This is a genomic window from Citrobacter sp. Marseille-Q6884 (genome assembly GCF_945906775.1).
Taxonomy (GTDB): domain Bacteria; phylum Pseudomonadota; class Gammaproteobacteria; order Enterobacterales; family Enterobacteriaceae; genus Citrobacter.
This window is the reverse complement of sequence record NZ_CAMDRE010000002.1, coordinates 743,284-765,306: the sequence shown is the minus strand read 5'-3', so window position 1 is coordinate 765,306 and position 22,023 is coordinate 743,284. Positions and strand designations below refer to the sequence as shown.

Here is a 22,023-nt window from a genome sequence, read left to right as displayed (position 1 = left end):
TGCATTTCTGCATCTGTGACAGGTGGTTTGAAGTACTCTTTGTGTTTCGCATCTAATTTCCCAATCAGATGCAGAGGTCACAACCGGGTGCTCAATCCGACTGCGACCTAATTATAACACTAATTTTGAGGGTGAGTAATGTTGCTTGACGTTGCGCCAGTATTAAATATTCACCTTGATAGCGAACACTTTAACCGGCTCCGGCCCGAAGTGAGGGTGAGTTATCACCTTCACTTCATATCCAGCATATGGGACATCGATACGCCTACTCATATCATCACGCTTTGGATATCCGCGGGTGATAATAAGGCGATCAAATCGTCGCGGTAGCTTTTGGTTGTGACCATGCGATAGCCTGCGACACCAGTATTTATTAACCAGGCGATACTCTTCCGTCTTCTCTCCTGACTTCATCTGGTCGAAGTATTCACCGTTAACTGCCAGTTGAAGGTTAGCCATCACTTATCCCCTTCAGACAGTTTTTGCATAGCTCCGGCGTAACGCTGCATCCCATGTTCAAGCGCTGACTTCACCTCCTGCTGCGGTGCCGCTGGGTACGCGCTACCTTCCTGCCCTGGCTCATTACTTCCTGTGCATGCATTCCGGTGGTCATTGGCGTGCGGGCAGCGCTTGTTGCCGCAATCAGGGCAGACGACGAATCGCATGTCTGTTACGGTAACTGGCCGGCATGTTCTGCACCAACAATCTGGAGTGTTGAGAACGTCACGCTCTGCAAAGATTTTCTCAGCGTCGATTTCTATTCCTGAGTTGCGGATGATTTCCACCGCATCGCGCAACTTGTAAGCCGTCGTTACAGGTTCAACGCATCCGCTGTGAGCATCTGAATCGTAAGCTAGGATATCCGGCTTATCCGCCAGCTCACCGATAAGGTGACGCATGCGGTCAGCTTCATAGCGTACTCGGCCAGGATACTCGGAACGGTCGATTGTGATGCCTTCCCACGGGTGGTGATCTTTGCGATGCAGCATAGCGGTCCAGTTAGTTTTGCCGTTCGTTTCCGGCATTGCACCGTACCAGACTGTTAACTCAGGCTTGCCATCGGCACCCTGAAGCATGGTGGCGCGGCAGGCGTTCCAGCCGTGGTCGAAATCTGACGTAACGCTACCGTCATCATCCCGTTTTTCATCCGGCACTGCTGGCGTTATCGGGGTGGTATAGAGCAGAACATCGCCGGTTTCAGCGTATGACGTAGCCCATACATGCCCGTCACACCCGTCAGCTAGGTAATCAAGGTTCGCTCGGTCAATGCACGCTACTGGCTCTATATTCGTTGTCGCTATTACCCCATCAATCACCTTCACAGCATCAGCCATTGCGTAGCCGAGATTACCGCCGCCACTTTGTGCTGATGCTTTGCTGAGTATTTCGCTTATCTGGTGCAGGCTCTCGAGTGATACGGGACCGTGCGCCGGGTGGTTAGTTGTCATGGGTTAGTCCTTACCAGAGATACTGTAGACAGGTTGCTTTGAATGCTCCGCGAACACCTTCACGCGATTCGTAGTAGTAGGTTGAGTAGCCAGCGCGCGGAACTGCCTTCATCCACTTGCTGGCGCAAAACTCGGCCTTATCGAAGCGTTCTCGCTCATCTTCTTCAATCTCACCCTGGCGAATGGCTTCGTCGATAAGCTCATCCTTACTGACTTCTGCGTGGGCCATGAGCGTTACGCATTCGTCACTCTTCAGTAGTTGCACTACAAAGTTAACGTTTTCCATCTCACTCTCCCTTCACGCCAATGCCAGCGGCGGTGGCTGATTCTTCATATGCGCGTTTAGCGGCATTGAGTATTGCTGCCAGTGGCGTATAGCCGCCATCCATTCGGATTGTGTTGTGGATGCCAGCCATTGTGTCGCGCAATTTGCTGTGGCTAGCAGACAGTTCCGCTATGCGCTTCTCTGCGGCTTCCAAATCATCCAGCAGCGCCTCAATACGTTTCTGCTGAAAATTCCACGCCTTTGCTTCATTCGAATTTACATCTCCCCAATCTGCACGTTCCGTGTCATCTGCTCCGCACAGGTGGCAGTAGCAATCACCGTAATCTCCAGAGTCAGCAATTGCCTCCCCACCATCCAAAAGGTTGCTTGGGTACATTTCACCGCAATTGCAGCATTCGACCAGGTAAAAAGAACCTTCAACGCTCTGACTACGCAGCGCCTGTTTGTTGAGTGCTTTCATTGGGCTGCCTCCTGGGTATCTGCGAGAACTAAGCGTCCATCACAAAGAGCATTGATGATTTCCCGATACTCCCACCCGAAATACATGCTTTCGACGTAAACTCGAAGCGGTGGGTAGTCGTGTTGTTTTCGTCGAATGAACGCCTCCGCAGCCTCTCTGGTAAGGTGCGCGTTTACGTGCTGCCATTCTTTTTTGAACCCGCTTACAGTGTGATTTTCTAGATCTTCTAGAACAGACCACTGAGTATCTTCACAAAGCTCTGTGAATGGCGTGTCGTATGTTTCCTCACATTCAGCGTTGAGATCAGCCTGTTCATCATCGTCCAGGTCATCCCAGTATTCTTGCGGGGAAAACCAGACGCTATCTTCGAACGCTACGAAACGGCCATCGCAATAATCGGTGTCCATACCGTAAATTGTTGACTCCTTCTGAACCATGAAAATTGGGTCGGCGGTGATATGGCGACTAACACCTTCTCCGCAATGGTGATATTTCAGACGCTCAATAAAATCAGCGAATGTTTCTGGCGTCAGTTTTGCGCCATCTGCGATTGACTTGCTCATAGCGCGGCTCCTTTGCGAAGTTGGGCGGCGAAGTCACGCATCAGTGCATACTCGCTGTTAATGCCAATATCGTCATTTGACAGTAATGACTCTGCGCATGCTTCCACAGCCTGAGCACCCACTTCAGCTATGAAAACTTTGGTGCCCGGGGTTTCCATTGATCGATAAAGCGCTACTATGTCGTCAGTTTCGCTCGGCTCTTCATGTGAGCAATTTGGGCATACAGCGATAGAGCCTGCATGCTGTTCAATCAGCGATTTTAAATCAGCGTTCTCAGCAACTACCCCTGCCAGCTCCCTGCACTTGCTCTCGGCGTTAGCGATCTGTACTGCCAGTTCAATGTTTTTTCTTTCAAGTGATGCGTAGTCTTCGTACTTCACGTAATTACCGGTTTCCGTTTCCTGCATTGAGGAATCGCCGCCAGCGTATGACCAATAACGTTTAACGCTCATAATCCTACCCTCATAAAAAAGGCCCGCGATGCGAGCCTGTTAATCGATGTTTTTGCGTATCGCATAAAAAAGGCCGACTATCACGGCCACGCTTGCAGATAGCTCTGCTATGTAGGCTTCAGTCATGCTCGCTTCACTCCGAATGTCTTAACCAGTGCCGACTCCATGCGGCCTACACAGGCGCGGATACGGGCTATCTCTGTCTCTGGAAACATGCTGGATGCCATCTGCTCCAGTGCGCCCTTAAGCGGCTTGCTCTCAACCTTTTCGATACGTGCCAGAGCAAATGCCTTGAGTGACTGCTTGATGCTGCGACCGTCTACGCGAGCACATGCGCGGCACAGTTCAGCGTGGAGGATGGTTTCGGGAAATTCGTTATATTCCTGCTCAATGATTTCTCGCGTGTTACGTGTCTCTTTCATGCTCCTAATCTCCCGTAAACCATCATCAGCCGCTTTCTCGCATCGCTTTGCATGAACTCTGCAACGACTCCATTCTTCGCCGGGTCGTATGGTCCGAACATCTTCGGGTCATCACTGTTACGCGGTTTCTTCATCCCCTTCGCTTCCTGGCTACTCAGATTTGCATCGACAGCGCGCTGCCGGATTTCTTCGTAGCCGCCATTTTTCAGCCAGTGCTGATAAGCATCTTCTCCGGGGAATACACCGATACCCGGTACGCTGCGTAACATACCCATGAACCGGAGTTGCTTAGCCTCTTCGTAGTACCGGTTACGGCAGATGCCAAGCTCCTTGTAAATCAGGTCAACCTTGGCGGGCTGGTTGGCTGATACGTAATCGAGAATGCGTTGCTTTAAGCTGTCCATCATGCGGCCCCCTTCGATCGGTATGAATCCCAGGTGAATGACAGAGTGCAGCCACCGCCGTCGCTCATGCGGTCTATGACGCGCTCACCGATGAATGCTGCCAGTTCTTCTTTGGTCTGGTTGCTAATCAGGATGGTTGGCTTCATGCGCTCGTATCGGGTGTTGATGATTTCGAACATGATCAGCTTCTCGGCATCACTTCCGAACTGTACCCCTACCTCATCGATGATCAGCAGGTCTGGCTTGGTGAAGTAGCGGATCACATCGTCTTCAGTGCGCGTTGAACCCTTCGACCAGGTTGATTTGTACTCTCGGGCAATTTTCAGAGCGGTGGTGAATACAGCCGAGCTTTGATGCTCAGCAATGGCGATCCGAGCGATACCAAAAGCGAGATGGTTCTTACCGGTTCCAGGCTTGCCACACATTACGAGTCCACCACCTTTCTTCAATCGCTCAGGCCATCGGTTAGCGTACGCCTGGCAGACTTTCAGAACGCGTTGAGCATCGTCGTTTACTGGCTCGTAGTTCTGTAGGGTGCAGAACAAAAAACGGCTTGGTATGTCTAACGCCTCCATCAGCATTTCGATATTTCTCTTGCGAGATGCCTCATCGATGCGAATTTTTTCAGCCTGTAGTTCGATTAGCTCATCCCGAATGCAACCAGGGCAACGAGACGGAACGGTTGGTATTTTTATGTGCGTAGTCGATACGCGTCGGCGCTGTTGAAACGGTCCATGTATTTCGCAGGTGGCATCATCAAACTCAACAGTGCTGTTTGGAATTTCTAACGGTGGCTGTGATAGCTCTGAAAGCATCTTTTCCAGAGAGAAAATCTTTTCGTCCAGTGTCATGTTCACTCCTGAGCCCAGGATGGGATTTCAGTTTTTCCGTAGTCCTTCGACGCAAAACCTTCAGACTGAAGGCCATTAGCAACCTTGCGTACCGGTCTGGATAGCGCTTGCTTGTTCTGGTAGCTAAGTTTCTGGCTAGCAGTGATAAACCAGTTCTTTGGCTTCTCATGGCTAAATTCGATATCCAGCTTTTCCAGTTCGTACTTCAGGTCAATGTTCGGATACAGGCGTCTCCAGGCTTCGTAGTCCTTGTGGTTTAACCGAACGATATTTCCTTCGAATGCATAGCGACTTGAAATTTTATGGACATCAGCCTCAGACCCTTCGCAAGTCGCATCAGCGGCTTGGGTGTTAGAAAGGGAATCAGTATGAGGAATGAGGGAATCAGGAATCAGGTTAAGGGAATCAGCAGGATTTAAATTGTTCTCTACTTGTTCTTGCACTGTGCTTGCATGGTGCTTTTCTGGTGCTTCATTATTTTCAATGACTTGAGGTTCATCAGTATCCTTCTTGTCTTCCTCTTTATCGTCCTTGCACTGTTCTTGTCCGGTGCTGTCATTGTTCTCTACTGGTTCTGGTATCTCACTAGCAGCTTCTTTGCAGTGAGGGTTCTGGTGCTTCTTCCAGTTATTTATTTGGATGTATGAATCACCATTTACCTGATATCGGTTGATGAATTTATGGCTGTGAAGCTGTTGAAGCAGATCATTGCAGTCCACATCATCGAAAGGCAGCACCATTGCTTTTACTTTCTTTGGGCGATCGTCCAATCGCCCTTCTTTGTCAGCTATAGTCCACAACCCGGCAAAAAGTAGGCGGGCATATGGAGAGCATTCAGCCAGTTCATCATTGGTGAAAAAGCCTGGCTTTATGTTTCGTGAACGGGCCATAAATCATTCTCCATTGCATCTGTCATGGTTTACTTGTCTGTTTTGTCCAGGCATAATTACTCCTGTGAATTGATCCAGTTATTCGACTCAGAATTGCATGGTGATTTGATCTGAATCCTCGGTTGCCGCCGGGGATTTTTTCTTTCTGACGTTCGTCAAAATGTTCTCTTCAAGGTAGAGAGCAACTTGCTTTGAAACCCTTGCGATATCGTCATCAACCACACCCCACTCAAGAACTGCCAACAGCATTGCCATCTTCGGCAGCCACGTTTCTTTCCAGCGGGTTATCTGTGCCTTATCGACGCCAATCTCTTTAGCTACGTTGCTTCCACCTTTCATGGCGATACGGTTTAGCAACCAGGATTCAATGCGACGGGCATTGACCTTGTTGCGGTTAATTGAGTTTTCCATCTGTGATAATTCCTTTGGTGTAAAAAATGGTTAAAGGCCATGCGCGGACACGCATAGCCATAAAGACTTGTTGTTTTGAATCGCCCTTTTTCAGGGCTGAGATGTGATAAGAGCGGTGTTTCTTAGGCTGCCATATACCGATGCGGGTAGAGAATCTGCATCTCTGAGATCTTCCCTTCGAAGAACTTGGATAGCTTTTCAGCTGTCTCCAGAGATGTAACCTGCATACCGCGTTCAATTCGGCTCAGGTTGCCAACGTCAATTTCTGTCATTTTGGAAACTTCAGAAATTGTCAGACCTTTCTCTACGCGCATTTTTCTAAGTGGTGTACACATATTGCACCTCCATAATGCGTTAGACGCATATTAATCCATCTGCAAATTTTGCGCAAGGCGCTTTGCGAAGGACGCATAAATGTTTTCTAATGAAGATATGAAAGTAGGTGAAAAGATACGACTTCTTAGGAAGAAAAATAAATACACATTGAATGAGATGGCGCTTCTTGTAGATAGCGACGTCGGTAACCTTTCACGCCTTGAGCGTGGCATTCAAGGGTATAGCGATCAGCTTCTAAGAAAAATAGCGAAAGCTCTCGATGTTCCTGTAGCTGTACTATTCTCTTCCGATGATGAGGGAAATACTGTAGATTCATACAGTGTAGATTCCCTAAACAGTCGAGAGGAAAAGGATGTGTATAGGGTTGATGTTCTTAACGTTTCCGCCAGCGCAGGCAATGGCTCGCCATCAAAAGACATTGTGGAGGTTGTCCGATCAATTGAGTATGACGTTGACCAGGCAAAATCTATATTTGGTAGCATCCCTCAAAAATCAGTGAAGCTTATCAATGTGCGCGGCGATAGTATGCAGGGAACCATTGAGCCGGGCGATTTGATTTTTGTGGATATCAGAGTCAATTACTTCGATGGCGATGGTATTTACGTTTTCGATTTCAATGGTGATACTTTCGTCAAACGTCTTCAAAAAGTTAAAAATGATCTGTTCGTAATCTCGGACAACCCAAAGTATAGAGAGTGGAGCATAAGCCCTGAAGAGGCTGCGATGCTTCACGTATCTGGTAGAGTAATGCTAAGCCAGTCACAGCAGTTCCGCAGACACGGTTAACACAAAACCTCATATAAATAACCCGCTCCGGCGGGTTTTTTTGTGCCTTAAGCAATATCAGTAAATTTTTTAATTCCTTTTGAATCATACGCATAAATTAATTTAAAGCAGCAACACCCTTTTCACTATAATTATGCGCTTGACGCATTTGCGCATAACGCATATATTAACCCCATCAGCAGGACGCACTACTCACCAGGACGGTGATGCTCTTAAAAATCTGGCGCTGAAAAAGCGCAGCATTCAAAGCAGAAAGCTTTGGGGTGTCGTGAATTGCAGCTGCACCGACAGCAACCGGAAGATCAGCATCCGGCGCGGCACCACCAAAGCTAACTGACAGGAGATTCACAATGGATGCACAAGCACGCCGCCGCGAACGCCGCGCAGAGAAACAGGCCGAATGGAAAGCTGCAAATCCCCTGTTGGTTGGGGTGAGCGCCAAGCCAGAGAGCTCAAGAGCCATTAAATTCAAGCGTTCTGTAAATCGTATTGGTAAGGCTGTAGAGCCAATCAAAAACGAAATGGCTACGCAGATTCTTAAGGCTGCCGAATTCCATCAGGCTAACAGATTAAAGCTGGAGAGAAGAATGCATCTGAACTCTCAAAAAGACAGCAACCCGTTCGGCAACAAAATTCACGCGGTGCAGAAATCACGCGGCAAATCTACCCCGCTGATTTGATATCGCAATAGCAAAGATTCGGTTACGGCGCGTTAATTAACTTATGAGGTGTGTATGGCAGATAAAAAAACGGCGCCACTACTGCTTAACGTAGACGCCAGTGAGGTTCTTACTCAGTTCGGGGAGCTTTTGAAATTAGTCGAACTTCCAGCCAGTTCCTTTGAGGGAATTCCTGAGCATGTCGTCGAGCTGTTTTTTGACCGTGTCCGTGGCCTGATTGACAACATCGTCCTTAGTGATTTCGCGACCACAGTCAGCACAACTGACGCCGGTGAAATTTGTCTCAAAGTCAAAATCATCGGGCTGGTTGAACATCTCACTTCCACAGTCAGGGCACACGGTCCGCATGGTTTGCATGAATATATCCTTTCTACTGTTGGGGAGATTAAAGAGTAAGCGATTTCTTGCTGTTGGGGAATAGCGGGAAACCACGCGCCGGGCGTGGATAAAAATCCCGGCACTAATTCAAGCTGAGGCTACCTGATGGCGGACTTTTTATTAGCTCACGATACAAACAGAGGGTAAGGCGATGGAGTGGATTAAGTGCAGTGAGCGGATGCCAGATAGCGACGAGTTTGTTCAAATCTGGCCGCTTCCGGACTTTGGCGTTGAATTGCATGTTGGGCAGTACGACAAATTCAACAAGAAAGGCGCTGGCTGGTACGCACAGGTTTATGAGCACAACTACGGCATCGAGTGGCACCCAATAAACGTAACCCACTGGATGCCGCTACCTCACCCACCGACTGAATAGACCCGCTTCGGCGGGTTTTTTATTGCTGATACCACAGCTCCTTCACGAGGGTGCTGTGGTATCACGGCGGCTATCCACCGCTTAATTTTGCAGTGATGAAAATTGCATGCAGAGGTCTTTACGTTCAGCGGCGCGGCTTAAGCGCGGAGATGATTATGAGCAAAGAAAATAACGGCGGCCCAGCGTTTCCAGTTGCTGGAAGCGATCACAACTACCCAATTGAAGGCATGACGCTGCGTGATTACATGGCAATAAAAGCGATGGCAGCAATTGTGCGTAGATACGACGGACATTCATTTGGTGGTGGCCCGGACTCACCGCAGTACAGAGAATTAGCTGTTGATGCGTATCACATCGCAGACGCAATGCTCCGCGCCCGGGAGGCATCATGACAGTCACCCACAACAACAAGCAGTACACAGTGACAAAGATTGCAAACGGTCATTCATGGCAACTGGTAGAAGTCGGCAACGTTCGCCACAAGCTGGTAATGAACCGTGACCAGATGATTAAGAATGGCTTCGGTCACATCGTTAATCAGGTCATTGTTGACTCGCACAAGCTCCGCGCATCACTGAGCAAGAAAGCCATTGCTCGCTATTTGGAAGATTCGGTGATGCTGCAACAGGCAATTGAGGCCCAGCGTAAAGCGCTTGGAGTCAGGGTAAATCGTAACTCGTTTGAAGTGAGGGTGTGATGGAAGAATTCAAAGGAACGCCTGGTCCGTGGAAATACACAATCAGAAATGTGAATGAAATGATGACGACATTCCACGGCGTGGTTATGGGCGACACGTACATTGAAATTGCAACCAGAAACGAACGAGAGGATGCGCAATTAATATCAGCAGCACCTGAATTACTCGAAGCGCTACAGAAGCTTCGAGATTACGCAGAAGACGTCTGCGGTGTGTGTCCAGATGATTGTCACGAAGAACATCCTCTAATGATGGCTAGCTACGTAATCGCCAAAGCACTAGGCAAGTAACCCCCCCACTTTAATCACTCCCTGTCCGGCCTTTCGCAGACGGGAAGCGCACAACCAAATTTCAGGAGAGACCATGAGTGAAGTAACGGATTTAGTCGTTATCGAAAAATCGAGCGCAATGGCTGTATTCACCAATAACGAGCAACTCGATCCCATCATTGAAAAAATCGAGAAAGAAGCTCGCAGCCTGGTACCGGATGTATCAACCAAGAAAGGCCGTGATGCTATCGCATCCATGGCGCACAAGGTTGCGCGTTCAAAAACATACATCGACAACGCCGGTAAAGACCTTGTAGCAGAACTGAAAGCATTGCCAAAGCAGATTGATGAGAGTCGCCGTATTGTTCGTGAGCGTCTGGATGCGCTGAAAGATGAAGTGCGCCGACCGCTAACAGAGTGGGAGGCTGAGCAGGAGCGAATTAAGGCAGAGGAAGCCGCCAAAATTAAAGCCGAGGAAGACCGGAAGAAGTTCGAATCCGATCATGAAATTGCTTTGCTGATGAACGATGCATTCGACCGTGAAATGGCTGAGAAAAAAGCAGAAGCGGAACGCCAGCGCATTGCTCATGAAGAAGAGTTAAAGCGTCAGGCAGCAGAACAGGCCAAGCGAGAAGCCGAAGAGAAAGCAGCCGCTGAACTGGCGGCAGCGAAGAAGCGCGAAGAGGATGCGATTGCAGCAAGAGCACAGGCTGAATTACTGGCTAAGCAAGCACAAGAACGCGCAGAGCAGGAAGCAAAAGACGCCGCGGCGAAAGCTGAAGCAGAGAAGAAAGCAGCCATTGAAGCGGAACAGCGAAAAGCTCAGGAAGAAGCAGATCGCATTAAGCGTGAAGCTGAAGCGAAAGAAGCCGCCCGTTTGGAAGAAGAGAAACGCATCGCTGACGAAAAGGCAAAGCGTGAAGCTGACGTGAAGCACCGCAAAGCCGTTGGCACTGAAATCGTAAACGCACTCACCGCTAATACCAGCATCTCACGCGACCAGGCTATCGAAGTCCTGAAAGCGCTGATGGATGGTCTGGTACCGAGAACACAAATTAACTACTGAGGTGCATATGAAACTGAAACTCAAATATGACCACGCTCATGGATATCTGGACAGCCAGCGTAATCAGGTCTTAGAGCTTGATGGCGTGACGCTTGATGGAACGGTAGACACACGAGAAGTCCTCCCGCAGTTAGATGGTGCTGTAGTTCTCGAATGGCTTGCTGAACAGGGTTATGTAATCACACATCAGGAGCGAGCGGCATGAGCGTAGCAGAGCGATGGGATGATGATTCTTTCATTCGGATGATGGCTGATGTTGCTCTCGTTTCTCCAGATGAAAAAGATGAGCCGGTTAACCTGGCTGCTGAGCAACAGAATCCGATTATCAGCATGGCCGAATTTGCGGGGGATTTTACATGAATCTGGATCAGTTAGATGCGCCATTTGCCAGTGAAGATATTGAATGGCGCATTCAGCAGGCGGGAAAAAATAATAACGGTATCTGGGCAAAAGTGCTGGCCTACGTAACCAACAGGGCAATCATGAAGCGCCTTGATGAGGTATGTGGTAAGGCTGGATGGCGTAACGAGTATCGCGATATCCCGAACAATGGAGGGGTTGAGTGCGGTATTTCCATCAAAGTTGATGGCGAGTGGATCACCAAGTGGGACGCAGCCGAAAACACGCAAGTAGAAGCGGTTAAAGGTGGTCGCTCAGGAGCTATGAAGCGTGCAGCTGTCCAGTGGGGTATCGGGCGTTACCTCTACAACCTGGAGGAAGGCTTCGCCATTGTATCGGCACAGCGGGCACCAGGATTCCATTATGCCAAGTCAAAAGAGGCTGGCGTGTTTTACTGGAAACCGCCTTCCCTTCCAGCCTGGGCATTACCTGACGGAACAGTTGTTCATCAGCCAGAAACACAGTCACCAGAGCAAATCAACGAGTCAGAACCATATCAAGACGTGGATGCTGACAAGGTGCTCGCCGATTTCTCCCAATATGCCAGCAAAGAAAACGACGGCGTGAAATTGAAAGCTCGTTATGAAGAAACGTGGAAGTTGTTAAACGGATTTTCTGAGCATCAGGCGAAGTGCAAAGACGTTACCGGCATTCGAATCAGAGAACTCAAACAGGCGGCATAACCGCCTCTCCTATCTAACAGCGGGCGGCATCGCCGTTATCGATATGACTCCAGAAACTATCCTCAGCATTCTGCGCAAGGACGCGCGGAACAATATCACTGCGTTCCATAGATGGAAAACTTCAGCAGGCGCACTAAGCCACTCAGAAGGAATCACCCTCAATTACCACGAGCCATATTACGAGGGATGGGCACCTAACTTAGAGATGCAACAAAGATTCATCTCGGGCCCGGCGCTGGACCAGATACAGCAACACCTGGTCGCTGAGGAATGGGGAAACGGAACGATCGGCGGCTGTGTGTATCGCCTTAAGGAGAACCAATGAGCGAACTTTGGCAACCCTTTGAAAACCTGTTTCTGCACGAGGTTGGGATGAAGATGTCCCGCTCAGAAATAGCAGAAAAGCTTGAGCGTTCCGAAGCGGCAATCACTCGCCAGGCATCACGTATTGGTGCACCACTTATCAGAAAGATGACCGGCAGACCATGGACGGCAGCCGAGCTTCATCTATTTGGTCGGTTCTCAGAGGAAGAGATAGCCAAGGCAACCGGTCGCTCCATTTACTCAGTCAGAAGCAAGCGTGACGCGCTGGCCCGATCCGGAGGATTAACTATGCGTGAATGGTCAACTGAAGAGTTAGCAATACTCATGCGATACACCAACGCAGAAGTAGCCGAGATTACTGGTAGGAGTATCGAAGAGGTCGGAGATAAGCGGCTGGCTGTGAATATTGAGCGGAATGGATGGGATACGAGAAGTCCTGAACGGGAGGAAATGTGAATGAGTTGGCTCTTTTCGCAGGCGCTGGTGGAGGAGTACTCGGTGGACACCTCCTTGGGTGGCGAACAGTCTGCGCAGTTGAACGTGATGCCTACGCCGCACAAGTTCTCGCGCAACGACAAAACGATGGAATTTTCCGACCTTTCCCGATTTGGTCTGACGTGTGTAGCTTTGACGGAAAACCGTGGCGGGGAATTGTTGATGTCGTTTCTGGCGGGTTTCCATGCCAGGACATATCAGGAGCAGGAAAAGGAGCAGGAATCGACGGAAGTCGATCTGGACTTTGGAGGCAAATGGCAAGAATCATCGGTGAGGTACGACCTAGATTCGCATTCGTGGAAAACTCACCTTTGCTTGTGGGAAGAGGACTTGCAATGGTCATTAGTGACCTTGCCAAAATGGGGTTTGATTCGGAATGGTGTTGTTTATCAGCATCAGACCTTGGAGCGCCCCATCGACGTGACCGTATCTGGATTGCAGCCTACACCAAGGGCAAGCATGGGAAGTCATGGGATAGCATGGTGCAGAGCGAGAACCGGGGAGCACCGTCACAACCTGGAGGACTGGTTAGCATGGAAGCATTTGCAGGATGGCGGGGAGGAAACGCCTGGCCTGAACATCTGCCCAAACTACGCAGAGTGGCTGATGATGTGGCCTTCGGGGTGGACAGAATTAAAGCCCTTGGCAATGGACAGGTTCCAAGAGTGGCTGCAGCAGCATTCTCCCTGCTTAAACCAGATTGAGGACGCAGCATGACGCTAACCAAACGAATCACAAGGTCGCTATGTCGGCCTTTTTTATTGCTGGCGTTCACCTTCAACCGAATTAACCGACAGTTTAGGGAGCAGTGATTATGAGCGAAGTTTCAATTCTGGATATGTGCTGCGGCTCTCGCATGTTCTGGTTCGACAAGCAGGACGAAAGAGCAGTGTTTAGCGATATTCGCGCAGAAGAACACGTGCTTTGTGACGGTCGCCAGTTGGTTATCAGCCCGGACCTTATAGCTGATTTCCGCGCCCTACCCTTTGCCGATAACACTTTTCCTGTCGTCGTGTTCGATCCGCCGCACCTAGAACGTGTCGGCGATAACGCGTGGATGGGGAAAAAGTACGGGCGGCTCAACAAAGAAACGTGGCGTGACGACATTCGCGCCGGTTTCGCTGAAGCATTCAGGGTGCTATGGCCACAAGGCGTTCTCATCTTCAAATGGAATGAAACTCAGATACCTGTCAGCCAGATTTTAGCTTTGACTGACGTTAAGCCAATCATCGGTCAGCGCACCGGTAAGAGCGACAAAACTCACTGGATTATCTTTATAAAAGGTTCCGAATCATGACATCTGAAATCATCGACCAAGCCAGCGCTCTCGAAGAGATGATGCGCGAAAACGCTATTCAGGCTCACAGACTCAACCACTCAGCAGTATCAGCAACGCACTGTGAGGAATGCGGCGACAAGTTACTGGATGCGCGCCGGAAAGCGTATCCGGGATGCACGATGTGCGTCGGATGCCAGAGCGATATGGAATTGCGTAAGAAGATTGGGAGGATGTGATGGATTACAGCAAGATGAGTGACTTTGAGATTAACTGCGTGGTGTTAGCGGTATTCAGCCCAGACATCGAACATATGTGCCTGAGTGCAGATAATTCATGCTTTTACGATTGCGGCCCATCAGGTGATGGATGGAACCAAATAGATATCCCTGACTACTGCAACAACCCGGCGGACGCATGGCCGATTATCGTTGAACGCAAAATTAATATCGAATGGCATGAATGGAAGAATAGCGAATGGAAATCTTACGCGCTCAATAACGCGACCACGAAATCATACTATGACACTAACCCACTCCGCGCCGCAATGATTGTCTTCCTCATGATGCAGGAGTTACTCAATTTTCCAGCTAATTCAACGGGGTCAGATATACGCTGACCAGCATAACTGGCCAGTCATCATCCACAGTTGCACATCCTAAATAGTCCGCTACTGGCGACAGGGGCGGATCAACACCGCTTCAATCGACCGATTTAATAACGACTTCGAGCACCTCGACCCACACGAGGCGGCACAGATACGAGCCGAACTTGAAACAGCAGAACACTTAAAACGCCTCCGCGCTATGCGGGCGGCATGAGGAGAGATTATGGACGTACAGGCGTTTATAGAATGGCTGAAGACGATGCCGCAGGATGCCGTCGTTCAGGTCATCTATCACGAGAGCGGTACAACCCACTACGACCAGGGAGGGAATATTGAGGTCAGAGATTTTACGCCACAACCAGGCACGAATGAGAATAAATGGACTGAGTATTTCGAGGTCTACCGGGACAAAGAAGGAAACGCAACTCTCTTGCTCGGAAGTACCGGAAATTGACGCAACTGATAGCCAGTTATGAGCTGGCTATTGGGTGCGAATGCACTGCCACGTTATCCACCATTTGCCCTCCATTGTGAGGGCATTCTTTTTACCTGGAGAAAAGCATGAGCGAAATGACCTTAATCGTACCTAACGACTGGGTAACCGAAGAAAAGCTCGTCGAGATTACCGGCCTTCGCCCGGGCACTATCGAGCGGGCCCGCAAAAATTGCTGGATGATCGGACGGGAATATCTTCACGTTTCCCCGGACGGTGTGCCGAAGAAGAACAGCGAATGCATGTACAACAGAAAGGCTGTCGACCAGTGGGTTGAGAGCATGTCAAAGAAACAGCCTGGTGCGCGCCAATGAAGATCCGTTTATGCTTAGCAGGCTCTTGGACGTCAGGAGGGAATAATGGCTAAGTCAGCATACCCAACAGGCGTGGAGAACCACGGCGGAACGCTCCGCATATGGTTCATCTATAAAGGCAGCCGGGTGCGTGAAAGCCTCGGCGTGCCGGATACACCAAAAAACAGAAAGATCGCTGGCGAGCTGCGCGCGTCGGTGTGCTTCGCGATTAAGACCGGAAACTTCAACTATGCCGCTCAGTTCCCGGACTCACCGAACCTGAGAAAGTTTGGGGTGGAGAGCAAGGAGATCACCGTGCTTGAGCTGGCGAATAAGTGGCTTGAACTGAAGCGTATGGAGATCAGCACCAATGCGATGTCGCGCTATTCATCAATAACGCGCAACATGGTGCCGAGAATTGGTGGCGATAAGTTGGTATCTGCTGTGACGCAGGAAGACCTGCTGTTTATCAGGAAGGAGTTATTAACCGGTTATCACGTATTGAAGACAGGACAGAAAACGCCGATAAAAGGTCGGTCTGTCAGAACGGTCAACAACTACATGAGAACGATGTCAGGAATGTTTAACTTCGCTGCGGACAGTGGTTATGTTAAGGCAAATCCGTTTAGCGGTATTTCCATGCTTAAACGGTCACGTACTGAACCAGATCCACTCACACGAGAGGAGTTCGTCAGACTCATTAACGCATGTACTCATCAACAACTGAAAAACATGTGGTCGCTGGCAGTGTACACGGGGGTTAGGCATGGGGAACTGGTATCGCTGGCATGGGAAGATATCGATCTGAAAGCAGGAACGATGATGATCCGTCGCAACCACACTTTAACGAAGGAGTTCACCCTTCCAAAAACTGAGGCCGGAACGGACCGTATCATAAACCTAATTCAGCCAGCCATCGATGTGCTGAAGAACCAGGCTGAAATGACCAGGTTAGGAAAGCAATATCAGGTTGAGGTGAAACTGCGTGAATATGGTCGTGCTGATGTGCATCCATGCACATTCGTTTTCAACCCACAAATAGTATCGCGCAATGGCCGTGCAGGGCATCATTACGCAGTGGGATCGATCAACCAGTCGTGGGAGGCGGCAATGAGACGCACCGGAGTTCGTTATCGCAGAGCATACCAATCACGACATACTTACGCATGCTGGTCGTTAGCTGCCGGTGCCAACCCTAACTTCATCGCGAAGCAAATGGGACACACCGATGCACAAATGGTTTACAGGGTTTACGGATCCTGGATGGCGGAAAACAATCATGACCAGGTACTCATACTCAACCAGAAATTGAGTGAGTTTGCCCCATCCATGCCCCACGCAGTAGGATCGGATGGGTATTAACTATAAATATCATTAGGTTAGTGAACCTACACCTGCATCGACATCACTTCCTGGTACGCCGACACCAGTTTGTTACGCACCTGAATGCCCATCTGCATTGAGACAGATGCTTTTTGCATATCGGTCATCACATCGTTTAGCGCAATACCCGGTTCACCCAACGCAAATTTTTCTGACTGAACGCGAGAAGCCGTCTGCGTATCGCTGATTCTGTCCAACGCCGCATGCAGTTGACCGGCGAAACTCACGGTCGATTGTGGCTGTACATCCTGCATTTTTGCGGACATCGCCGTGGCCTGTAGCTGGCTGATGACCCCTTCAATCCCCTGTATTGCCGACATTCTGATCCCCTGGATGTTTTTTTACGTAGCTGAGATTACCAGTTCGTCAATAGGATAAAGGCGTTAAATAACGATAAAAAACCTCGGTTTTTGGCGCATAGAAAAATTTGAAACCGCAAATAATGAGACCGTCAATTTTTCGAGTTTGCTGACCCGGGAGTGAGTCTTGTTCCACTTTGCAAAAAACGCCGTCCACGATAATCCACGAGGTGCGAGATGAGTGCGACAGCATCGACTGCAACCCCACTTAAACCTCTCGAGTGGTTAAACCGCCTGCGCGCAAATCCCAGAATTCCACTGATCGTGGCGGGCGCTGCCGCCGTCGCTATCGTCGTGGCGATGGTTCTGTGGGCCAAAGCGCCTGACTACCGCACGCTGTTCAGCAACCTTTCCGATCAGGATGGTGGCGCGATTGTCACCCAACTGACGCAGATGAACGTGCCCTATCGTTTCACCGAAGGTAGCGGCGCCATCGAAGTTCCTGCCGATAAAGTCCATGAACTGCGCTTGCGTCTGGCACAGCAAGGCTTGCCGAAAGGCGGCGCGGTAGGCTTTGAACTGTTGGATCAGGAAAAATTTGGTATCAGCCAGTTTAGCGAGCAGGTTAACTACCAGCGTGCGCTGGAAGGAGAACTGGCCCGTACCATCGAAACGCTGGGGCCGGTCAAACGCGCCCGCGTCCACCTGGCCTTGCCCAAACCGTCGCTGTTCGTCCGTGAGCAAAAATCCCCTTCTGCTTCCGTTACCGTAAACCTGGAACCGGGTCGGGCGCTGGACGAAGGACAAATTAGCGCTGTCACCCATCTGGTTTCCAGCGCTGTTGCAGGGTTACCGCCGGGCAACGTCACCCTGGTCGATCAGGCCGGTCATCTGTTAACCCAGTCGAATACCAGTAGCCGCGATCTGAACGATGCACAGTTAAAATACGCCAGTGACGTAGAAGGTCGCGTTCAGCGTCGTATCGAATCGATCCTCTCTCCTATCGTCGGTAACGGTAACGTACATGCGCAGGTCACCGCACAGCTGGATTTTGCCAACAAAGAGCAAACCGAAGAGCAGTACCGCCCGAACGGTGATGACTCGCAGGCTGTACTACGTTCCCGTCAGCTTAACGTCAGTGAACAGATAGGTAGCGGATACCCAGGCGGCGTGCCAGGCGCCTTATCGAATCAACCGGCCCCGGCAAATACCGCGCCAATCGCTACGCCACCGGCGAATCAACAAAATGCGCAGAACACACAAACGACGCAAACGGCGAATAACACCAACGCCGGTCCACGTAATACCCAGCGCAATGAAACCAGCAACTATGAAGTTGACCGCACCATTCGTCACACCAGGATGAACGTAGGCGATGTGCAACGCCTGTCGGTGGCGGTGGTCGTCAACTATAAAACGTTGCCGGATGGTAAACCGCTGCCGTTAACCGCCGATCAGATGAAACAAATTGAAGATCTGACCCGTGAAGCAATGGGCTTCTCCGACAAGCGTGGCGATACCCTGAATGTGGTGAATTCTCCCTTCACGGCGACCGACGACAGCGGTGGAGAGCTCCCCTTCTGGCAGCAGCAGTCCTTTATTGAACAGCTGATGACCGCCGGACGTTGGTTGCTGGTTCTGTTAGTCGCCTGGATCCTGTGGCGTAAAGCCGTACGTCCTCAGCTGGCACGTCGCAGCGAAGAAGCGAAAATTGCGCAAGAACAAACGCGTATCCGTCAGGAAACCGAAGAAGCGGTAGAAGTTCGCCTCAGCAAAGACGAGCAGACTCAGCAACGTCGTACGAATCAGCGTCTGGGTGCAGAAGTCATGAGCCAGCGTATTCGTGAAATGTCAGACAACGATCCGCGCGTCGTGGCGCTGGTCATCCGCCAGTGGATAAATAACGAACATGAGTAATCTTAGCGGCACCGATAAAAGCGTCATTTTGTTGATGACCATTGGCGAAGATCGCGCGGCGGAGGTGTTTAAGCACCTTTCCACGCGCGAAGTGCAGGCACTCAGCACGGCGATGGCCAACGTCAGGCAGATCTCCAATAAGCAGTTAACGGAGGTGCTGGCCGAATTTGAGCAGGAAGCCGAGCAGTTTGCGGCGCTGAACATCAACGCCAACGAATACCTGCGCTCCGTACTGGTGAAAGCGCTGGGCGAAGAACGCGCCTCCAGCCTGCTGGAAGATATTCTGGAAACCCGTGATACCACCAGCGGCATTGAAACGCTCAACTTTATGGAGCCGCAAAGCGCCGCCGACCTTATCCGCGACGAACACCCGCAGATTATTGCCACCATTCTGGTACACCTCAAGCGTGGCCAGGCCGCCGATATTCTGGCGCTGTTCGACGAACGTTTACGCCACGATGTGATGCTGCGTATTGCCACCTTTGGCGGCGTGCAGCCAGCCGCACTGGCGGAATTGACCGAAGTGTTGAATGGCCTGCTCGACGGTCAGAATCTCAAACGCAGCAAAATGGGCGGCGTGAGAACCGCAGCAGAAATCATCAACCTGATGAAAACCCAGCAGGAAGAAGCGGTTATTACCGCCGTGCGCGAATTTGACGGCGAACTGGCGCAGAAAATTATCGACGAGATGTTCCTTTTCGAAAATCTGGTGGACGTCGACGACCGCAGCATCCAGCGTCTGCTGCAGGAAGTGGATTCCGAATCGTTGCTGATTGCCCTGAAAGGCGCAGAACAACCGCTGCGCGAGAAGTTCCTGCGCAACATGTCGCAGCGTGCCGCCGATATCCTGCGCGACGACCTCGCCAACCGTGGCCCGGTGCGTTTGTCTCAGGTGGAAAACGAACAGAAAGCGATCCTGCTTATTGTGCGTCGTCTGGCCGAAACCGGCGAGATGGTAATCGGCAGCGGCGAGGATACCTATGTCTAACGAACTGCCGTGGAAAGTCTGGACGCCGGACGACCTCGCGCCACCCATGGCAGAGTTCGTTCTGGCCGATGACAGCACAACGCCGTTAACCGACGACGCAGAAGAACCGCAACTGTCTGCAGAACAACAACTTGAACAACAACTTGCGCAGTTGCAGCTCCAGGCGCACGAACAAGGCTATAACGCGGGTCTGGCGGAAGGTCGTCAAAAAGGACATGACCAAGGTTATCAGGAGGGTTTGGCACAGGGCCTGGAACAGGGTCAGAGCCAGGCGCGCGCGCAGCATGCGCCCATTCACGCGCGCATGCAGCAACTGGTGAGCGAATTTCAAAATACGCTGGATGCCCTCGACAGCGTGATCGCCTCGCGTCTGATGCAAATGGCGCTGGAAGCCGCGCGTCAGGTGATCGGTCAGACGCCTATCGTGGATAACGCTGCGCTGATTAAGCAAATCCAACAGTTGTTACAACAGGAGCCGCTGTTTAGCGGTAAGCCGCAGTTGCGCGTGCACCCGGACGATCTTCAGCGTGTCGAAGAAATGCTGGGGGCGACTCTGAGTCTGCACGGCTGGCGGTTGCGCGGCGATCCCACGCTGCATCACGGCGGGTGTAAAGTCTCGGCTGACGAAGGCGATCTGGATGCCAGCGTAGCAACGCGCTGGCAAGAGCTCTGCCGCCTGGCCGCACCAGGAGTTGTGTAATGACCACTCGCCTGACTCGCTGGCTCAACACGCTGGATAACTTCGAAGAGAAAATGTCGCTGCTTCCGTCAGTCCGCCGCTACGGACGCCTGACCCGCGCAACGGGGCTGGTACTGGAAGCGACCGGCTTACAACTGCCGTTGGGCGCAACCTGCGTGATTGAACGCCAGGAAGGTAACGAAACCCAGGAAGTCGAAAGTGAAGTGGTGGGCTTTAACGGTCAACGCCTGTTTCTGATGCCGCTCGAAGAAGTTGAAGGCGTGCTGCCCGGCGCGCGCGTTTACGCCAAAAACATGGCCGGAGAAGGTCTGCAAAGCGGGAAACAATTACCGCTGGGTCCGGCCCTGCTTGGACGCGTGCTCGACGGCAGCGGTAAACCGCTCGACGGTCTGCCCGCCCCCGATACCACCGAAACCGGGGCGTTAATTACGCCGCCGTTTAACCCCTTGCAACGAACCGCCATTGAGCACGTGCTGGATACCGGGGTACGCCCGATCAATGCGCTGCTCACCGTTGGTCGTGGCCAGCGTATGGGGCTTTTCGCCGGTTCAGGCGTCGGTAAAAGCGTCCTGCTCGGCATGATGGCGCGTTACACCCAGGCCGATGTCATCGTCGTCGGACTGATCGGCGAACGTGGTCGTGAAGTGAAAGACTTTATCGAAAACATTCTCGGCACCGAGGGTCGCGCACGTTCCGTGGTGATTGCCGCTCCGGCTGATGTCTCACCGCTGTTACGTATGCAGGGAGCGGCCTATGCCACACGCATTGCCGAAGATTTTCGCGATCGCGGGCAACACGTCCTGTTGATTATGGATTCCCTCACCCGCTACGCGATGGCACAGCGCGAAATTGCTCTCGCTATCGGTGAACCGCCTGCAACCAAAGGTTATCCACCGTCAGTGTTTGCCAAATTACCCGCGCTGGTCGAACGCGCCGGGAACGGGATTCATGGCGGCGGGTCAGTGACCGCGTTTTATACCGTACTGACCGAGGGTGATGATCAGCAGGATCCGATCGCGGACTCTGCCCGTGCGATTCTGGACGGACACATCGTGCTGTCACGTCATCTCGCCGAAGCTGGCCACTATCCGGCCATTGATATTGAAGCATCCATCAGCCGCGCAATGACGTCGCTTATCAGTGAAAAGCACTACACGCGGGTGCGTAATTTTAAACAGCTGCTGTCCAGTTTCCAGCGTAACCGTGACTTAGTCAGCGTGGGAGCATATGCCAAAGGCAGTGACCCGATGCTGGATAAAGCCATCGCGTTGTGGCCGCAACTGGAAGCCTTTTTGCAGCAAGGCATCTTTGAGCGCGCTGACTGGGAAGACTCTCTGCAGGCGTTGGAGCTGATTTTCCCTGGGGCGTGATAAAGCAGGAGAGCATAAGTC

36 protein-coding genes and 1 pseudogene are annotated in these 22,023 nt (G+C 51.2%); 24 read left to right on the top strand and 13 right to left on the bottom strand.

Going from position 1 to position 22,023, the window contains the following annotated elements:
- Positions 1–162 precede the first annotated feature (162 nt).
- The 12 genes from N7268_RS18755 to N7268_RS18700 all read right to left on the bottom strand — a co-directional run bounded on the left by N7268_RS18755 (position 163) and on the right by N7268_RS18700 (position 6,522).
- Positions 163–459 carry an ASCH domain-containing protein gene (locus N7268_RS18755; protein ID WP_260864032.1) on the bottom strand — a complete coding sequence of 99 codons (297 nt, stop codon included), beginning with the start codon at positions 457–459 and terminating at the stop codon, positions 163–165.
- Positions 459–1,448: a hypothetical protein gene (locus N7268_RS18750; RefSeq protein WP_409929205.1), complete on the bottom strand. Its 990-nt coding sequence runs from the start codon at positions 1,446–1,448 to the stop codon at positions 459–461. Before N7268_RS18750 ends, N7268_RS18755 begins: the two co-directional genes overlap by 1 nt.
- 10 nt (positions 1,449–1,458) lie before the next feature.
- The gene (locus tag N7268_RS18745; RefSeq protein ID WP_260864031.1) at positions 1,459–1,734 is read right to left on the bottom strand and encodes a hypothetical protein; all 276 of its coding nucleotides are present in this window, start codon (positions 1,732–1,734) and stop codon (positions 1,459–1,461) included.
- Between the two features lies 1 nt (position 1,735).
- The gene (locus tag N7268_RS18740) at positions 1,736–2,194 is read right to left on the bottom strand and encodes a hypothetical protein (RefSeq protein ID WP_260864030.1); all 459 of its coding nucleotides are present in this window, start codon (positions 2,192–2,194) and stop codon (positions 1,736–1,738) included.
- Positions 2,191–2,757, bottom strand: a complete 567-nt coding sequence (locus N7268_RS18735; protein ID WP_260864029.1) for a hypothetical protein — start codon at positions 2,755–2,757, stop codon at positions 2,191–2,193. Before N7268_RS18735 ends, N7268_RS18740 begins: the two co-directional genes overlap by 4 nt.
- On the bottom strand, positions 2,754–3,209 hold the full coding sequence (locus N7268_RS18730; protein WP_260864028.1) for a hypothetical protein: 456 nt from the start codon (positions 3,207–3,209) through the stop codon (positions 2,754–2,756). The genes N7268_RS18735 and N7268_RS18730 overlap by 4 nt, the downstream gene beginning before the upstream one ends.
- Positions 3,210–3,331: 122 nt before the next feature.
- On the bottom strand, positions 3,332–3,631 hold the full coding sequence (locus N7268_RS18725; protein ID WP_065944918.1) for a hypothetical protein: 300 nt from the start codon (positions 3,629–3,631) through the stop codon (positions 3,332–3,334).
- Positions 3,628–4,038 (bottom strand): hypothetical protein, encoded by a 411-nt coding sequence (locus N7268_RS18720; RefSeq protein WP_260864027.1) that lies wholly within the window; start codon positions 4,036–4,038, stop codon positions 3,628–3,630. The genes N7268_RS18725 and N7268_RS18720 overlap by 4 nt, the downstream gene beginning before the upstream one ends.
- Positions 4,035–4,886 carry an ATP-binding protein gene (locus N7268_RS18715; RefSeq protein WP_129397286.1) on the bottom strand — a complete coding sequence of 284 codons (852 nt, stop codon included), beginning with the start codon at positions 4,884–4,886 and terminating at the stop codon, positions 4,035–4,037. Before N7268_RS18715 ends, N7268_RS18720 begins: the two co-directional genes overlap by 4 nt.
- A 2-nt stretch (positions 4,887–4,888) precedes the next feature.
- Positions 4,889–5,776: a hypothetical protein gene (locus tag N7268_RS18710; protein ID WP_260864026.1), complete on the bottom strand. Its 888-nt coding sequence runs from the start codon at positions 5,774–5,776 to the stop codon at positions 4,889–4,891.
- 87 nt (positions 5,777–5,863) lie between these two features.
- The gene (locus tag N7268_RS18705) at positions 5,864–6,187 is read right to left on the bottom strand and encodes a CII family transcriptional regulator (RefSeq protein WP_199952694.1); all 324 of its coding nucleotides are present in this window, start codon (positions 6,185–6,187) and stop codon (positions 5,864–5,866) included.
- Positions 6,188–6,309: 122 nt separating this feature from the next.
- Positions 6,310–6,522, bottom strand: a complete 213-nt coding sequence (locus N7268_RS18700) for a helix-turn-helix domain-containing protein (RefSeq protein WP_048224852.1) — start codon at positions 6,520–6,522, stop codon at positions 6,310–6,312.
- 97 nt (positions 6,523–6,619) lie between these two features.
- On the opposite strand from N7268_RS18700, the gene N7268_RS18695 reads away from it, so the two are divergent.
- The 20 genes and pseudogenes from N7268_RS18695 (at position 6,620) to N7268_RS18600 (ending at position 16,707) form a co-directional block, all read left to right on the top strand.
- Positions 6,620–7,309 carry an XRE family transcriptional regulator gene (locus N7268_RS18695; RefSeq protein WP_409929220.1) on the top strand — a complete coding sequence of 230 codons (690 nt, stop codon included), beginning with the start codon at positions 6,620–6,622 and terminating at the stop codon, positions 7,307–7,309.
- Between the two features lie 350 nt (positions 7,310–7,659).
- Positions 7,660–7,989, top strand: coding sequence for an antitermination protein N (locus N7268_RS18690; RefSeq protein ID WP_260864024.1), 330 nt, complete (start codon positions 7,660–7,662; stop codon positions 7,987–7,989).
- Between the two features lie 54 nt (positions 7,990–8,043).
- Positions 8,044–8,385 (top strand): hypothetical protein, encoded by a 342-nt coding sequence (locus tag N7268_RS18685; RefSeq protein ID WP_003833682.1) that lies wholly within the window; start codon positions 8,044–8,046, stop codon positions 8,383–8,385.
- Between the two features lie 133 nt (positions 8,386–8,518).
- On the top strand, positions 8,519–8,743 hold the full coding sequence (locus N7268_RS18680; RefSeq protein WP_065944928.1) for a DUF551 domain-containing protein: 225 nt from the start codon (positions 8,519–8,521) through the stop codon (positions 8,741–8,743).
- A 155-nt stretch (positions 8,744–8,898) separates the two neighbouring features.
- Positions 8,899–9,135, top strand: coding sequence for a hypothetical protein (locus tag N7268_RS18675; RefSeq protein WP_260864023.1), 237 nt, complete (start codon positions 8,899–8,901; stop codon positions 9,133–9,135).
- Complete coding sequence (locus tag N7268_RS18670) at positions 9,132–9,440, top strand: hypothetical protein (protein ID WP_260864022.1); 309 nt, start codon at positions 9,132–9,134, stop codon at positions 9,438–9,440. The genes N7268_RS18675 and N7268_RS18670 overlap by 4 nt, the downstream gene beginning before the upstream one ends.
- Complete coding sequence (locus tag N7268_RS18665; protein ID WP_045408343.1) at positions 9,440–9,730, top strand: hypothetical protein; 291 nt, start codon at positions 9,440–9,442, stop codon at positions 9,728–9,730. Before N7268_RS18670 ends, N7268_RS18665 begins: the two co-directional genes overlap by 1 nt.
- A 73-nt stretch (positions 9,731–9,803) precedes the next feature.
- Entirely contained in the window at positions 9,804–10,775 is a 972-nt protein-coding gene (locus N7268_RS18660) for a hypothetical protein (protein ID WP_260864021.1), read from the top strand.
- 7 nt (positions 10,776–10,782) lie between these two features.
- On the top strand, positions 10,783–10,980 hold the full coding sequence (locus tag N7268_RS18655; protein WP_003833701.1) for a hypothetical protein: 198 nt from the start codon (positions 10,783–10,785) through the stop codon (positions 10,978–10,980).
- A complete protein-coding gene (locus N7268_RS18650; protein ID WP_260864020.1) occupies positions 10,977–11,135 on the top strand; it encodes a hypothetical protein in 159 nt (52 codons plus the stop codon). Before N7268_RS18655 ends, N7268_RS18650 begins: the two co-directional genes overlap by 4 nt.
- The gene (locus tag N7268_RS18645) at positions 11,132–11,857 is read left to right on the top strand and encodes a Rad52/Rad22 family DNA repair protein (RefSeq protein ID WP_260864019.1); all 726 of its coding nucleotides are present in this window, start codon (positions 11,132–11,134) and stop codon (positions 11,855–11,857) included. The genes N7268_RS18650 and N7268_RS18645 overlap by 4 nt, the downstream gene beginning before the upstream one ends.
- A gap of 321 nt (positions 11,858–12,178) precedes the next feature.
- Entirely contained in the window at positions 12,179–12,637 is a 459-nt protein-coding gene (locus N7268_RS18640; protein WP_260864716.1) for a hypothetical protein, read from the top strand.
- A complete protein-coding gene (locus N7268_RS18635) occupies positions 12,634–13,380 on the top strand; it encodes a DNA cytosine methyltransferase (protein WP_260864018.1) in 747 nt (248 codons plus the stop codon). The genes N7268_RS18640 and N7268_RS18635 overlap by 4 nt, the downstream gene beginning before the upstream one ends.
- Positions 13,381–13,490: 110 nt before the next feature.
- On the top strand, positions 13,491–13,973 hold the full coding sequence (locus N7268_RS18630) for a class I SAM-dependent methyltransferase (RefSeq protein ID WP_200079302.1): 483 nt from the start codon (positions 13,491–13,493) through the stop codon (positions 13,971–13,973).
- Positions 13,970–14,191, top strand: coding sequence for a TraR/DksA family transcriptional regulator (locus N7268_RS18625; RefSeq protein WP_260864017.1), 222 nt, complete (start codon positions 13,970–13,972; stop codon positions 14,189–14,191). Before N7268_RS18630 ends, N7268_RS18625 begins: the two co-directional genes overlap by 4 nt.
- Positions 14,191–14,571 (top strand): phage protein NinX family protein, encoded by a 381-nt coding sequence (locus N7268_RS18620; RefSeq protein ID WP_260864016.1) that lies wholly within the window; start codon positions 14,191–14,193, stop codon positions 14,569–14,571. Before N7268_RS18625 ends, N7268_RS18620 begins: the two co-directional genes overlap by 1 nt.
- A pseudogene (locus N7268_RS18615) lies at positions 14,534–14,773 on the top strand (DUF4222 domain-containing protein). The gene N7268_RS18620 and the pseudogene N7268_RS18615 overlap by 38 nt, the downstream one beginning before the upstream one ends.
- A 9-nt stretch (positions 14,774–14,782) precedes the next feature.
- The gene (locus N7268_RS18610; RefSeq protein WP_201442983.1) at positions 14,783–15,013 is read left to right on the top strand and encodes a hypothetical protein; all 231 of its coding nucleotides are present in this window, start codon (positions 14,783–14,785) and stop codon (positions 15,011–15,013) included.
- A gap of 107 nt (positions 15,014–15,120) precedes the next feature.
- Complete coding sequence (gene xisR, locus N7268_RS18605) at positions 15,121–15,366, top strand: excisionase family protein (RefSeq protein WP_001856431.1); 246 nt, start codon at positions 15,121–15,123, stop codon at positions 15,364–15,366.
- Positions 15,367–15,411: 45 nt separating this feature from the next.
- The gene (locus tag N7268_RS18600) at positions 15,412–16,707 is read left to right on the top strand and encodes a tyrosine-type recombinase/integrase (protein WP_260864015.1); all 1,296 of its coding nucleotides are present in this window, start codon (positions 15,412–15,414) and stop codon (positions 16,705–16,707) included.
- A gap of 26 nt (positions 16,708–16,733) precedes the next feature.
- Here N7268_RS18600 and fliE read toward each other — a convergent pair whose 3' ends face one another.
- The gene (gene fliE / locus N7268_RS18595; RefSeq protein ID WP_198903791.1) at positions 16,734–17,048 is read right to left on the bottom strand and encodes a flagellar hook-basal body complex protein FliE; all 315 of its coding nucleotides are present in this window, start codon (positions 17,046–17,048) and stop codon (positions 16,734–16,736) included.
- Positions 17,049–17,264: 216 nt separating this feature from the next.
- On the opposite strand from fliE, the gene fliF reads away from it, so the two are divergent.
- Genes fliF through fliI form a run of 4 tightly spaced genes read left to right on the top strand, consistent with a single transcriptional unit; the run spans position 17,265 to position 22,002 of the window.
- Positions 17,265–18,944: a flagellar basal-body MS-ring/collar protein FliF gene (gene fliF / locus N7268_RS18590; protein ID WP_260864014.1), complete on the top strand. Its 1,680-nt coding sequence runs from the start codon at positions 17,265–17,267 to the stop codon at positions 18,942–18,944.
- On the top strand, positions 18,937–19,932 hold the full coding sequence (gene fliG, locus N7268_RS18585; RefSeq protein WP_048211311.1) for a flagellar motor switch protein FliG: 996 nt from the start codon (positions 18,937–18,939) through the stop codon (positions 19,930–19,932). The genes fliF and fliG overlap by 8 nt, the downstream gene beginning before the upstream one ends.
- Positions 19,925–20,632, top strand: a complete 708-nt coding sequence (fliH, locus tag N7268_RS18580; RefSeq protein ID WP_260864013.1) for a flagellar assembly protein FliH — start codon at positions 19,925–19,927, stop codon at positions 20,630–20,632. The genes fliG and fliH overlap by 8 nt, the downstream gene beginning before the upstream one ends.
- Entirely contained in the window at positions 20,632–22,002 is a 1,371-nt protein-coding gene (gene fliI, locus N7268_RS18575; protein ID WP_260864012.1) for a flagellar protein export ATPase FliI, read from the top strand. The genes fliH and fliI overlap by 1 nt, the downstream gene beginning before the upstream one ends.
- The last annotated feature ends 21 nt before the right edge of the window (positions 22,003–22,023 follow it).